Below are 15,274 nucleotides of genomic sequence, written 5' to 3' on the forward strand. Positions count from 1 at the left end.
TAATTATTTTAAAAACAAGCATGCATGCAAATGCTCTTTTACCAACATGCCCATGGTAGTCATTTTTTTAAACTTAGGCATTTTATGATATTTTGCGAGTTCTTCCCTCAAAGCTATTACTTTCTCTTCTGGGGCAATGATATCATGGCTCATCACACTAAAAATTTCTTTTAGCCTATAATGTGCCAATTTAACCCGATGGCTAATTAAGCTCCGCTCTTCTTGTTGATATTGTAGCATAGATTTCTCGTTCATGTGCTCCATTCCCATAAAAACAATATTGTTATTTTCTTTAAAATAATGAGGAAGATATAGTTTTAATCTGCTTTCATAAGACTGCTGGTCAAAATCTATAGCTCTGATACGGTATTGGTTGCCTTCAATATCCGGTGTAATATCAACTACAAAATTATAAGAGCGCATATCGCCTAAAAGCCTTACAAAACAACGCTCATTAAATTTAACAAACTCTTTGCTAATACGGGTTTGGTTAAAGCTACTATCGTTAAGATAGCTGTTTAAAAAAACATCTCCAGGCAAACCAGGTATATGTTCCTCTATTAAAGTATGGTCATCTGTTAAATAATTGATTCGGTTTGGAGATAATATATGTTCTAATTCTAAGCCATAAACCCTGCTGGCATCGGCAATTTTAACATAAAAATGGTCGTAATTATCATTTAACCTATTGATGATTCTTACCCTAAATGGTTTAGAATTACCAAAAGTGCAATAATCTATCCTAGAAACAGAAAGATGATCCATAACCTCCATACGACCAGATGTATGGAGCAGGGCGTAAATATATTTTAAACCAGGATAAAGTTCTTTCATCTCCGATTCATCATAATAAACCGTTTGCCATAAAGTATCTTGGTTATTTTTATCTAACAGCGGAGTAGAAAGATTAAAACGCAGCATATCTGCATATACAACAGGAAGTTTAATTTCCCTATCATATTTTAGGAGGTATTGTTTTAAAGTTGGATTAACGGTATAAAGTATCTTCTTCTTAGAAGGTACATCATTCCGCTCTTCAATAATATTCATATCATGATGATGCTTTCTGTTGGTAATTTATCAATATTTAATGGCTCTTGAAAATAAAAAAGCCTATCCTTTATTAAGAATAGGTTTGATTTGGCATCCATAAATATGCTGGCTATAATTAGGAGTTTAATTTCTATTTATGAAGTAAACACATCATATTCTTTTTGCCAATATTGTATTTTTCTGTTATACATAGCTTCATTAGCCAGATGCACACATATAGCCGTGGTGGCTCCTGTTAAAACATTTGATGGAGGATTTTTCTTAGTTACTATACAATCAAAAAAATCTTTTAAGGCATACCAAGTTCCATCTTTACTTTTATCAGCTTCAATAGGGATTCCGCCATCTTTATTCCAAACAATTTTTGTGGCACCACTAACACCATCAACGGTTTCTAATTCGGCTTTTGTTTCTTTTTCGGGATAAAAAACACCTTGGTTTACCAATAAAGAAACGCTTCCTTTAGTACCTTTTAATTTAAACAAATAACCGTCTTTAGCATTAGCGCAGGTAGCTCCGTAATTACCAATCATCCCATCTTTATCATACCTAAAAGTTGCTTGCACATTATCAAAAGTTTCACGTCCATCTTTATAATAATCTACACCTCCTGTTGCGTAAACTTCGGTTGGGTGCGTGTCAAAAGCCCAATTGATAAAATCAATTTGATGTGAAAGTAATTCGGCAGCTAAACCACCAGAATACTCTTTGTACATACGCCAGTTTATTTTTCTTTCTAAAGAAGGCTCGGGTACGGGTCTGCGCCAATTCCAGTTTCTATCCCACCTACAGTCTATCTGTGTTACTTTACCTAGATAGCCTTTATCAATCATTTCCTTTACTTTAAAGTATAGCGGCGTGTAACGGTATTGGTGGCCTACTTGCAAGGTTAAATGAGGATGCAACTGCTTAACTTTTACCAAATCTAAAGCTTGCGGGATATTGTAAGTCATGGCTTTTTCAAGATACACATGCTTCTCTGCTTTTAATGCTGCTAAAGCAATGTCATAGTGTGCATTAAGAGAAGTAGCAATAAGTACCGCTTGTACATCAGCTTCAGCTAAAAGCTTTTTATAATCTTTGTAAGAAGTGATTTTTTCTCCACCTAATAACTTTTGCGTAGCTGCAAGTCTAAAATCTAAGGTATCGCAAATAGCAGTAACTTTAAATTGCTCTTTCAACTGCTGCATCACTTGAATAAGGCCATTTCCCCTATCCCCACAACCTATTACAGCAACCTTTAAAGGAGCATTTGCTGCAAAAGCATGTAATAGCTCTTGCTGCAAAAATAATCCTCCGGCTGTTATAAGACCTGTTTTTTTGATAAAATTTCTTCTTAGCATTTCTAAGTATGATTAACGATAGCTATGAAAAAGTATTATTAATATTTAAACACTTTTCCATTCACCATAACTTCTTGTGTTTTTTCATCAAACGTTGCTTTAGCACCTGTTCTTACGGCGGCATTGGTCATAATTGTAGCAACAGAATGATAATATCCAGCTTCTACAGGTGCATTAGTTTCTTTTCTACTACGTATACACTCCATCCAATTACGCATGTGATTAGAAGTTAACCTATCTGCACCTGTATTGGCAGATGCAACTACCTTTTCTTCTTGGCTGGTTAAGCTTAGTTCTGGAAGCAGGTTAGGTTTTAGGCCCATGGCAGCAGCTTGTTTCTCTTGTAAACCACCTTTAGGGGATATTTTATTGGTATTTAAATTTAACTCGCCACCGTTAGCATAGTAAATCTCTGCTGGGCGCTCGTCTCCATTGTGCATCCTAGAGCCAAATACCACTTGGAAACCTTTTTTCATGTCTTTATCGCCATAATCAAAAACTGCGGTTGTGGTATCCCAGTTTCTTCTGCCATCTTTCCATTGGTAAATTCCACCATTAGCAACCACACTTCTTGGGTACATTAAGCCAGTAAACCAATGTACAGTGTCAATTTGGTGCGACATCCACTGCCCTGGCATGCCCGAAGAATATGGCCAGAATAAACGGTATTCTAAGTATTTTCTTGGATCCCATTCTTCAAATGGGCGATTCATTAAAAAGCGTTTCCAATCTGTATCTTCTTGTTTTAGTTTAGCCACTAAATCTGGTCGGCGCCATCTGCCAGGTTGGTTTACATTCCAGGTAAGTTCTACCATCGTGATATCGCCAAATTTACCCTGTTGGATAAAATCTGCCGCAGCTTTATAATTAGCACCACTTCTTCTTTGAGAACCAATTTGGATAATTTGCTTAGAAGCTTTTATAGCTTTTAATGCCGCTCTGTTATCTTCCATGGTTTCAGCAAAAGGCTTTTCGCAATAAACATCGCATTTAGCGTTAACAGCCTCTATAGCATGTAAAGCATGCTGAAAATCTGCTGTACTTACAATGACAGCGTCCAAATCTTTCATGGCATACAATTCATCATTATTTCTACAGCCTTTTATATCATGGTTAAATTTTGATTTTAAAAGCTCTACCCCTAAATTTCTTCTATAGCTCCATAAATCAGAAACAGCTACCATATCAAAATTTAATTCCTGATGATGGTTTAAAAAGCATGGTAATAAGGTATCTCTAAAACGATCTGAAAAACCAACCGCACCTACACGTACCCTATCATTTGCACCTAAAATTCTACCATAACTTTTTGCACTGAAGCCCATAGCTCCAAAATATGTTCCAGCTGCTGCAATAGCAGACTGCTTTATAAATTTTCTACGTGAGTTCATTTTATTTTAATGTCTTTAAGGTTTATAGTTGTTTAATTTTTAAGCTTCTGAAAGCTACAGCATCGCCATGGTCTTGCAGTAAAATTCTTCCTTTAGGAGCCATGCCAAAATTTTTCCAGTCTTTATACTTACTTTCTGATACCAATTTTAAGAACTCTGCCGAACCTCTGGTATAATTAAGGATATTATGGCCGTTTAACCAATATTCAACCCTATTATCAGGGTAAACCCTGATGATACCTTTATTCCACTCTCCTATCGCTTTCTGCGCAGCAGGTATTTTTTTTGAAGTCATTAAATCATATAAAGATCCCAATGTACGGTTACCATCTTTACCTAATTTTGCGTCAGGATGTGTAGCATCATCTAAAATTTGATACTCTGGACCAATAGCAGAACCTTTATTGCCTTCGCTTTCTGTAACGAAGTATTTTACACCACTGTTAGCACCTTTAGAAAGTTTAAAATCAAACTGAAACTCAAAAGCACTGTACTCTTTTAAAGTAACAATATCACCACCGTTGGTAGACTCGCTTCCATCTGCTTTTTTAACTCTTAACTCGTTATCAACAACTTCCCAGCCTTGGGTAGGGAATGTGGTTTTATAAGCGCCTCGCCATTGCGAAGTGCTTTTACCATCAAATAACAAACTGTAACCTTTAGCTTTTTCTTGCGGAGATAAATGATTGGGGATATAATTTGCGATGAAAATACCATCTGGCTTAGAAGGTTGTAAATTGGTAGTTTGTATTCTGATATTTCTCCATCTGATTTCTTTGCCCGGAGTCTCTTCTTTCCTGATAGAATGCACTTGTAGTGCAATAAAACCTGATGCGGTTTCTGCATCTATAACATGAGCCGTAGGGATACCATTTACCCAAGTTCTTATCGTATTACCTATAGCTTCTATACGATATTTATTCCATTCGCCCGGTTTAAAAGCTTTCTTACCTTCTGGGTTAAGTTCCAGATTATAAAGCCAACCCCTTCTGGCTTCATCATAAATACCACCACTCCAAGCTCTGCTAGAAGGGTCAATTTCCATTTGATAGCCATGAACTCTACCATCACGATAGTCTGCTTTACTTAAACTTCTAAACTGTACGCCAGAATTCATGCTGTTATCAACAAGAAGTTCTAGTTCCAAAATAAAATCGCCATAGTTTTTTTCGGTAGCCATAAAAGAGTTAGGTTCATTGGCAACTGTAGTACCTACAATCTCGCCGTTTCTAACTTCATATTTGGCTTTTCCGTTAAGTTGTTTCCAGCCTTTAAAGTCTTTTCCGTTAAATAAAGACTCCCATTTACTCTGGGCAATCGTTTGCCCAAAAGCTGTAAATGTTAATAACAATACAATGCTTGTTTTAAATTTCATTTTTGAATTGATAAATTGGTTAGCGAGCTCTAATCTAAAAAATTTAAATCTAAATATCTTTAAGAGGTCAAAACTTTCTTGAAATTTGATTATAAGTTTTGTAATTTTTTTGTGCTATAAGTTCATAAGCAAAAATTTATTATTTTACTTAGCCGAAGTTTAAAAGAAAGCACCCATGAAACTTAGAAACCTGCTCTTATATTTTTTAGCGCTTCCTTATTTTTCTTTTGCCCAAAACAATGCTTTACCCAATGCAGCAGAGCTCAAACTAGATTTAAAAAAATTAGATGTTCTAGGAAGTGTGCTTTACATTGCAGCTCATCCTGATGATGAAAACACACGTTTATTAAGCTACTTAGCTAAAGAAAAATTGGTAAGGACTGCTTATCTTTCTTTAACCAGAGGAGATGGCGGGCAAAATCTTATCGGTAATGAGCAATCTGAAGAATTAGGTTTGATAAGAACGCAAGAACTATTAGCTGCCCGTAGAACGGATGGTGCTATCCAATTTTTTACCAGAGCAAATGATTTTGGTTTTTCTAAAACTGCCGATGAAACTTTTAATATCTGGAATAAGAAAGAAATATTAAGTGATGTGGTGTACATCATCAGGAAATTTAAACCCGATGTTATCATCACCCGTTTTCCTAATGATGCAAGAGCAGGGCATGGCCATCATCAAGCATCATCTATTTTAGCGCAAGAGGCTTTTAAAGCTGCTGCAGACCCAAAACAGTTTCCAGAACAGTTAAAAGAAGTAAGCGTATGGCAAACTAAAAGAATTCTTTGGAACACTTATAATTTTGGCTCAGCTAATACAACCGCCAATGATCAACTAAAAATAGATGTTGGCTTATTTAACCACTTGCTAGGAAAAGGCTATGGGGAAATTGCTGCCGAAAGTAGATCGATGCACAAAAGTCAAGGTTTCGGCTCTGCCAAACAAAGAGGCTCAAGTATAGAATATTTTAGCAGTTGGCAAGGTGAGCTTCCTCAAAAAGATTTATTTGAAGGGATAGATTTAAGCTGGAACAGACTTCAAATTAAAACTGATTTAGCTAAAGATATTAAAAGCATACAAGAGAAATTTTACATAGAAAACCCAGGTTTAATTGTTGAGGATTTAATTAAACTTCATCAAAAAATAGCGGCTTTACCAGATAGCTTTTATAAAAATATCAAGTTAGAAGAAGTAAAAAAATTGATTCTGCATTGCAGTGGAACTTGGTTAGAAGCTCAAGCTAAACAAGCTTTTGCCGCACAAAATACTGCTGTAGAGTTTAACATAAGTGCAGTTACGCAATATCCAAACGTAAAAATCACAGCTTTTAACCAAAAAACAGATGATTTGAATATCAATCAACTCTATAGTGCCAAAAATCAAACACAAATAAATAAAATTACGCAGCCTTATTGGTTGGTTAACCAGCATCCTATAGGGCAATATGTTTTAAATAAACAATCAGATATCCTACAACCTGATGGACCATTGGCGCATACCATTCAAGTTAAACTTGATTTTAATAATTACAGTTTAGATTATGAAATTCCTGTCATTTATAAATATACAGACCAGGTAAGGGGCGAAGTTTATCAACCTTTAGTAATAGCACCACCTGTAACCATTAATCCGGAGAATAAAGTATTGCTTTTCCCTAATCAAGGTGAAAAAGAAATTCGCGTAAGGTTAAAAGCATTTAAAGAAAACCTTAATGGCGAATTAATTCCTGAATTACCAAAGAATTGGAAAATAAGCCCTGCTAAGCATAGCTTCAATTTTAAAAATTCTGGAGAAGAGCTTAACCTTACGTTTACAATTACCCCAGCTACAACAGATGAAAGTGTTGTTTTAACATTTACAGCTCAAATAGCCAATGAGGCTTATCAAAAAGCCTTTCATGAAATTAAATATGAGCATATCCCTACCATAAGCTATTTCTCTGAGGCCGAAGTAAAACTCACCAAACTTGATATTAAAACAACCGGAGATAAACTTATTGGCTACATCAACGGAGCTGGAGATTTAATTCCAGAATCGCTAAAGCAAATAGGTTATCAGGTAAATATCCTTACAGAAAAAGAAATGCTAACCGGAGATTTATCTGCTTACGATGCTATTATAACTGGAGTAAGAGCTTTTAATACCAATGAAAAATTACCATTTGCAAGACAAAACCTACTAAAATACATAGAAAATGGTGGTACTTTGTTGGTCCAGTACAATGTAAACAGACCATTGCTAAGTACCGAAATTGGTCCTTATCCATTTAACATCACAAGAGATAGGGTTACTGAGGAAAATGCTAAAGTATTTTTCTTAAAGCCAGAGAGTAAAGTTTTAAATTACCCTAATAAATTAACTACTAAAGATTTTGATGGCTGGATACAAGAAAGAGGTTTGTATTTTGCAGATAATGCCGATAACCGATACGAACAACCCTTAGGCATGAATGATGCCGGAGAGCAACAATCATCAGGTGCACTTTTAGTAACACCTTATGGGAAAGGGAAATTTATTTATACCGGTTTATCATTTTTTAGAGAATTACCTGCTGGCGTTGCAGGCGCTTACCGTTTATTTGTAAACTTGATAAGTAAATAATGGATAAAAAAGTAAAAGATACCGAGCTCCCACCCTTTATTAAATCGTGGGGTCAATTTTATCGTCTGCTGGTTTACTGGCTTATTATCCTTATTATAATTTTTTACCTCATTACCATTCGCTTCTCATGAGTTTAATAGATTGGTTTGTACTTGCCTTTACCATTATTTTTATTGTAGTTTATGGCATCTGGAAAAGTAAAGCAAGTAAACATATAGACGGTTATTTACTTGGCGACCGTTCTTTACCTTGGTACCATGTGGGTTTATCGGTAATGGCCACACAAGCCAGCGCCATTACTTTTTTATCAGCACCAGGCTTGGCTTACACCGATGGAATGCGCTTTGTCCAATTTTATTTTGGCTTACCCTTAGCCATGATTGTGCTTTGCATCACCTTCATCCCTATTTTTCATAAGTTAAAGGTTTATACCGCTTATGAGTTTTTAGAACAAAGATTTGATTTAAAAACCAGAGTTTTAACGGCTTTTTTATTTCTTATACAAAGAGGCTTATCTACCGGAATAACGATTTATGCTCCGTCTATCATCCTATCAACCATATTAAATGTAGACCCTACTTATACCACTTTAATTATAGGTTCTGTAGTGATATTATATACCTTTTATGGTGGCACAAAAGCTGTTTCTTATACCCAGCTTTTACAAATGAGTATCATATTTTCGGGCTTGTTTTTAGCCGGCTTTGTAGTGGTTGCACTGTTACCCGTTTCTGTAGATTTTACCGATGCTTTAGACATTGCAGGCAAAATGGGTAAAATGAATGTAATAGATTGGGAGTTTGATTTAAACAATAGATATACCGTTTGGACAGGATTAATAGGCGGCTTTTTTTTACAGCTGTCTTATTTTGGTACAGATCAATCTCAGGTTGGCCGCTATTTAACCGGAAGCTCTGTAGGGCAAAGTAGAATGGGCTTATTGATGAATGGCTTGCTAAAAGTACCCATGCAGTTTTTAATTTTATTGATAGGGATATTGGTTTTCTGTTTTTATCAATACCAAAAACCACCTGTATTTTTTAATACCTATGAAATTAATAAAGTAGAAAAAAGTGCTTATGCTGATGAATTTAAACAAAAAGAACAAGCATTTGATGCCGCCTTTGAAGCTAAAAAACAAAAAGTTATAGCACTGGAAAACGCTATTAACCAGCAGAAAGATATAAGCTCTTTAAAAACAGATGTAGTATTAGCAAATAAAACCCTACAAGAAAAAAGAGAAGAAGCATTAGCTGTTATGAAAAAAAACGACCCTAATGCAGATACTGACGATACCAATTACGTTTTCCTAAGTTTTGTTACACAATATTTACCACAAGGTTTAATTGGTTTATTGGTAGCTATTGTTTGCTTAGCTTCCATGGGTTCTACAGCTAGTGCCTTAAACTCATTGGCATCCACCACAAGCGTTGATATTTATAAAAGATTAATCAATAAGACAGGTAGCGATCTAAAATACCTCAACGTAAGTAAAGCCATAACCCTATTTTGGGGTATTTTAAGCCTAGCAATGGCTTTGTTTGCAGGTAAATTGGGTAATTTATTAGAAGCTGTTAACATCCTAGGCTCTTTATTCTATGGAACCATCCTAGGAATTTTTCTAGTAGCTTTCTATTTTAAAAAGATTGGTGGTAAAGCTGTGTTTACAGCAGCACTCATTACAGAAGTATTTGTTTTTGCAGCCTATTATTTTGATGTTATGGCTTATTTATGGCTTAACCTTTTTGGCTGTGTATTGGTTATTGCTTGGGGCTATGTATTCCAATATTTACAAAAAGAAAAATCAATAGTATAAAAAAAAGTCTCTCCAAATTTGCTGGAGAGACTTTTTTTTATTTTCTAAATCCTACTCTGGATTTTGGCTGCTTAAATTGTGGTGTTGATTTAGGATTAATCTGAGGGTCTCCTACACTACTCATGGCGCATCTAAAACCAATTTCAGAACTTGCTTCACCTTGATCTAAATATCTTCTAGTACCAGGATTTAACCAATAAGCTCTATCATTCCAAGAACCGCCTTTGTAAACTTTTGAACGATCACTAATTAAAGTTATCTTCCCGTAAAGGTCTAAATTTTCATTATCAATATAACCTCTTTGGTCTGCATTAAATGTTGGTACTACAGAAGCCATTTTATCGTTTTTAGGTTCTGGAGTGCTTGGGCTAGGCTCGGTAGCATTACCGTATTTACTCTTGTGTATTTCGTAAGGGTCTTTTTTACCGGCAGTGGCTTTAACCTTTTTAGGTACATTGGTTTTACCTATCGTTTGTATTTGTCCTTTATCATCATAAGCATTGTTTTCAAACACATTACCACGATAAGGGTTAAAATCTTCTACTTCATCAAAAGATAATTGGCGGTAAGTATCGCTTGTCCATTCGCTTACATTACCTGCCATGTTATATAATCCAAAATCATTTGGAGTGTATGCTTTTACTGGTGCTGTAATATCTGCACCATCATTTAAGTATCCAGCAACACCCATATTATCACCGCCGCCTCTTTTAAAGTTAGCATAAATTAAACCTCTGGTATCTTTATTAGGAGAACGTACCCCTATACCATACCAAGGGTAAATTTTACCACTTTTTACAATGCTGTTATCGCCATCGCTTTTTAAGGCTAAAGCTGCGTATTCCCACTCGGCTTCAGTTGGTAATCTATACCTGCCAGGTGTAAAAACGCCATCCTCTATCTTGGCAATTCTTCCAGTATTTGCCCCCTTTTTAGCACCACCTTGTGGTGCTGCATTCACTACATTGGGTTTAGGTGCACCTTTACCTAAATCATTATACTGGCCGTTTAAATAAAGGTCTAAATCAAAGGGCTGGGTATTTACATTGTTTGTACCTGCTCCTTTACCGCCTTTTGCTGTTCCCATTTTAGCGGCCGAATAGGTACCCCAATCATTCATAATATTTTTATTACGAAGGATATTTTCGTTAACCACATTAGTTCTCCAATCACAATAAGCATTTGCTTGTTCCCAAGTAACACCCACAACTGGATAATCTTGGTAAGCTGGATGTCTTAAATAATTGTTTACATAAGGCTCGTTATAAGCCAATGGACTTCTCCAAACTAAAGTATCTGGCAAAGCTTCATAATACCATCTGGTATCTGCAGCTACTTCTTTTATCCAGTTTAAATATTCCAGCCAATCTAAATTTGCTACTTCGGTTTCATCCATGTAAAATGTAGCTACAGAAACTCTTCTTTTAGGAGATGCATAATCATAACCTATATCATCTATAGAAGAGCCCCCTAATACGAAAGTTCCTCCTTCTATATGCACTAAACCTGGACCTGGAGTTGGTTTAGCTTTTGGCATTACTTGTAGAGAACCTGGTCTTTTCTGATTGTATTGAGCCCCTGTTTTACCAGATATTTTTGACGGACCAGCATTCTTTTGGCAAGAACTTAACATCATCATCAAACCTATGCAAGCCCAAAGAAAAGTAATGGTATTTTTTCTCATGCGATTTTTAAATTTTCAAAGCTTAAAAATAATAAATTATCTTAATCAAGATGATTAATTTTATTGCATATTAAGTTTAAGCTTTTGTTTACCTATTTTTAGTTATTAAAACGAACTTTAAAACTTTAAGTTACACAAATATAAATATTTATTTAAGATTGAAAATATCTGTATATCAAGAAGTTAAGATAATTTTGTTTTTGCTATTTGTACCTTTTTTAATAAAAGCACAAAACATCAGTATCAAAAAAACAATTGATTGGACTCTTTTATCAACAAACAAAAACATTTCAAATGTTAAGGTTGATCCTGAATTTCCAAGATATTTACCAGAAAAATTTGGTCATTTACCCTTGGTCCATCTTAAAATACCTATTGCTTTAACTCAAGTTTCGGTACTTATTCATCCGCTGCAAACTCAAGTCTCTAACCAGTATAGCCAGCAACAAAGTCAAATTTCGCAAACAATATGGTTTCAATACCAGGTAGTTGAGGAACAGAAAAAAAGATGGTTGATTATTGATTTATTACCTTTTTATAAAAGTTCAAGCACTATCTACCAATTATTAGCATATAACATTCAAGTAAGTGATAAGGCCACTGGACAAAAAAACAACTCATTTAGATTAAGTAATGCTTCTAATTCTGTTTTAGCCAATGGAAATTGGTATAAAATAGGCTTAAAAAATGAAGGTATTTATAAGCTAGACTATAATTTTTTCAGAAATATGGGGATAGCTGTTGACCAGTTAAACCCACGCTTAATTAAAATTTTTGGTCAAGGTGGCAGAACCTTAGCTCAGGAAAATAATGCTGCCAGATACGATGATTTATTTGAAAACGCCATCAAAGTTATCGGTGAAGAGGACGGTAAATTTGACCCACAAGATTATGTCTTATTTTATGCAGAAGGAAATATTTTCTGGGAGTTTAACCCGCAAAATCAGAAATTTATTCATCACAGAAATCACTATTCTGACTCTTCTTTTTATTTCATCCAAACAGAGGGTGCAAATGGCAAACGTATAAATAAGCAATCCTACCTCAATCAAAACCCAAATTTCAACACATCTTCTTATACCGATTTACAGCTTCATGAACAAGAAAATTATACCGCTATCATGGATAATTTAAAATCAGGTAGAGTATGGTATGGCGAAGATTTCGAATTTAACAATAACCAAAATTTTAGTTTTAATTTGGATGGAATAAAAATTACAGATTCTGTTTACATAGAAGCCGATATGGCTATAAGGGCAGGTCAAAACTCAGCAGCAGAACTAAAAATTAATAACCAAACCCTTTTTAATTTAAACGCTAGTGCAGTACCCTTAAGTTTTGACACTGATTATGCTGCGCCTGCACATCAATCCCTTTCTTTTTTACCAAATACCAATAATTTTTTGGTTGGTATAAGCTATAATAAGCCCAATTCCTTGGCTAATGCTTGGTTAAATTATATCAGATTTAGTTGTAAAAAAGATTTAAGAGTAAACAATTGGCTTAGGTTTAGGGATATTTCATCAAGTGGGTCTAACAACATAACACAATTTAACTTTACTGGCAACTTAACAGGTAAAGAAATTTGGGATATTACCAACCCTTTACTACCTATTGCAATTGATTACTCAACCAATTCTTTTATTTATCCTACACCTAACTTAAAAGAATTTTTACTTTTTGATATGCAGCAGGTACAAGAACCTAAATTCATCAAAAAAGTAGCTAACCAAAATCTACATGCTTTAAATCCGGTTGATATGGTTATCGTATCGCCACCAGAATTTTTATCAGAAGCTAAAAGATTGGCCGATTTTAGACTTAAAGAGCAAAATATCAGAACACATATTGTAACACCAGAACAAATTTATAATGAGTTTTCATCCGGAGCCAGAGATGCCAGTGCAATAAGAGATTTTATGAGAATGCTTTATAAAAGAGCTGGTATAAATAATTTACCTAAATATTTACTGCTGTTTGGTAGTGGAAGTTTTGATAACAGGAATATCCAATTCAAGAACAATAATTTTATTGTAACTTATCAATCAAGAAATTCACTATCGCCAACACAAAGCTATACTTCTGATGATTATTTTGCTTTACTAGATGATGATGAAGGCAATTTTCCAGAAAATTTTGTTGATGCCGCTGGAATGTTAGATATAAGTGTTGGTAGATTACCCATAACATCCTTAAAAGAAGCTAAAGATATAGTAGATAAACTGATTTATTATACACAAACTGCTCAACTAGGCAGTTGGAGAAACCAAATCAGCATCATAGCTGATGATGAAGATGCTAATACCCATCTTAATCAAGCAGAAGCCAATGCAAATATCCTACAGCAGCAAAAACCCAATTTTAACATCCAAAAAATATATTTTGATGCCTATCAACAAGAAAGTACTGTATCTGGAAACCGTTACCCTGATGTAAAAAAAGCAATTGATGATAACCTAAATAATGGGGTAATGCTGATGAATTATACCGGACACGGCGGAGAAGGAGGTCTAGCTGCAGAAAGAATACTTACTGTAGATGACATTAACAATTGGAAAAACACTCATTTACCCATCATTTTTACAGCAACTTGCTCTTTTAGCAGGTGGGATGATCCTTTAATACGCTCTGCCGGTGAGCTCGCCTTAAAAAAAGAAAAACACGGTGTAATAGCTTTATTTACAACCACCAGAATTGTATTTGCATCTTACAACTTTGATTTAAACCAAAGTTTTCTAAATGCTCTTTGCCAAATGGCCAATCAAAATAGAAGTATAAGTTTTGGCGAAGTTTTTACCATGGCAAAAAACAATAATATAGGCGGTTTAAATATCAATGCTAGAAATTTTACCCTTTTAGGAGACCCTTCAACATTATTTCCTATCCCCTACAATAAAGTAAATACTTTAAGCGTTAACGAAAAATTAGTAACTCATCCTGATACCCTAAAAGCATTGGCAAAAGTTAAAATTACAGGACAAATACTTGCCCCAAATCAAACTTTATTAAGTTCTTTTAATGGTACTGTTTATCCTGTAATTTATGATAAAGCTACAGTTACTACTACACTAGGTCAAGATGCAGGTACCTTCGGTAGCATTCCACAAGCTTTTAATCATCAAACCAATATCATTTACAAAGGTAAAGCCAGCGTTAAAAACGGGCAATTTAGTTTCGAGTTTGTAGTACCTAAAGACATTAACCTACAATATGGTGAAGGAAAAATAAGCTATTATGCTGATAACCAAGAAATAGACGCCAGCGGAAACTTAAGCAATATTATTGTTGGTGGCATAGCCAATAACGCTAATACCGATAGCGAAGGACCAACCATAGAACTTTTCTTAAATGATGAAAAATTTGTTTCGGGAGGTATCACCAATACTTCACCTTTTTTATTGGTTAACTTGTTAGATGAAAACGGTATCAATACTACAGGTATTGGTATAGGGCATGATATTGTAGCTACTTTAACTGCTCAAAATGAAAGTACCAACATCATTTTAAACAATTGGTACCAAGCAAAAACAGACGATTATCAGGCTGGTACCATTAAATATCCTTTAGGAGATTTAAAACCCGGTATGTACACCTTAAAATTAAAAGCATGGGATACTTTTAACAATTCATCAGAGCAAACGATAGATTTTGAAGTAAAGAATTCTGAAAAATTGGAAATCGCACATGTATTTAATTACCCAAACCCTTTTACAACCAAAACCAGTTTCCAGTTCGAACATAATCAACCCAACCAGGATTTGGATGTGCAGGTAAATATTTATACTATTGCAGGTAAGCTGATTAAAACTATTAACCAACCGATTATAAGTTCTGGAACTAGGGTAGATCATATATTTTGGGATGCTAAGGATAATTTTGGAGATAAATTAGCAAGAGGGGTGTATATTTATGAGCTGAAAGTACGCTCAAATACAAATGGCGAAATTGTAAAAAAAACAGAAAAATTAGTTATCCTATAATGAATTTAAACAAGAAATTTTAGCTTTATA

The 15,274-nt window shown here is 34.7% G+C and carries 8 protein-coding genes; 3 read left to right on the forward strand and 5 right to left on the reverse strand.

Features of this window, described 5'->3' with window-relative positions; genetic code table 11:
- Positions 1–3 precede the first annotated feature (3 nt).
- The 4 genes from H510_RS0116165 to H510_RS0116185 all read right to left on the reverse strand — a co-directional run bounded on the left by H510_RS0116165 (position 4) and on the right by H510_RS0116185 (position 5,162).
- Positions 4–1,050 carry a hypothetical protein gene (locus H510_RS0116165; protein WP_026905261.1) on the reverse strand — a complete coding sequence of 349 codons (1,047 nt, stop codon included), beginning with the start codon at positions 1,048–1,050 and terminating at the stop codon, positions 4–6.
- Between the two features lie 137 nt (positions 1,051–1,187).
- Entirely contained in the window at positions 1,188–2,396 is a 1,209-nt protein-coding gene (locus H510_RS0116175) for a Gfo/Idh/MocA family protein (protein ID WP_026905262.1), read from the reverse strand.
- A 38-nt stretch (positions 2,397–2,434) separates the two neighbouring features.
- The gene (locus H510_RS0116180) at positions 2,435–3,787 is read right to left on the reverse strand and encodes a Gfo/Idh/MocA family protein (RefSeq protein ID WP_026905263.1); all 1,353 of its coding nucleotides are present in this window, start codon (positions 3,785–3,787) and stop codon (positions 2,435–2,437) included.
- 22 nt (positions 3,788–3,809) lie between these two features.
- On the reverse strand, positions 3,810–5,162 hold the full coding sequence (locus tag H510_RS0116185) for a 3-keto-disaccharide hydrolase (protein WP_026905264.1): 1,353 nt from the start codon (positions 5,160–5,162) through the stop codon (positions 3,810–3,812).
- A gap of 175 nt (positions 5,163–5,337) precedes the next feature.
- On the opposite strand from H510_RS0116185, the gene H510_RS0116190 reads away from it, so the two are divergent.
- Positions 5,338–7,764: a PIG-L family deacetylase gene (locus tag H510_RS0116190; protein ID WP_026905265.1), complete on the forward strand. Its 2,427-nt coding sequence runs from the start codon at positions 5,338–5,340 to the stop codon at positions 7,762–7,764.
- Between the two features lie 127 nt (positions 7,765–7,891).
- A complete protein-coding gene (locus tag H510_RS0116200; protein WP_026905266.1) occupies positions 7,892–9,580 on the forward strand; it encodes a sodium:solute symporter family protein in 1,689 nt (562 codons plus the stop codon).
- A 37-nt stretch (positions 9,581–9,617) separates the two neighbouring features.
- On the opposite strand, the gene H510_RS0116205 is transcribed toward H510_RS0116200, so the two are convergent.
- Entirely contained in the window at positions 9,618–11,264 is a 1,647-nt protein-coding gene (locus tag H510_RS0116205; protein WP_026905267.1) for an SUMF1/EgtB/PvdO family nonheme iron enzyme, read from the reverse strand.
- A 158-nt stretch (positions 11,265–11,422) separates the two neighbouring features.
- Between H510_RS0116205 and porU the strand changes: the two genes are divergently transcribed.
- A complete protein-coding gene (porU, locus tag H510_RS19240; protein WP_051291345.1) occupies positions 11,423–15,244 on the forward strand; it encodes a type IX secretion system sortase PorU in 3,822 nt (1,273 codons plus the stop codon).
- Positions 15,245–15,274 lie beyond the last annotated feature (30 nt).

The sequence above is a fragment of the Pedobacter glucosidilyticus DSM 23534 genome (genome assembly GCF_000425145.1).
GTDB classification, from domain to species: Bacteria; Bacteroidota; Bacteroidia; order Sphingobacteriales; family Sphingobacteriaceae; genus Pseudopedobacter; species Pseudopedobacter glucosidilyticus.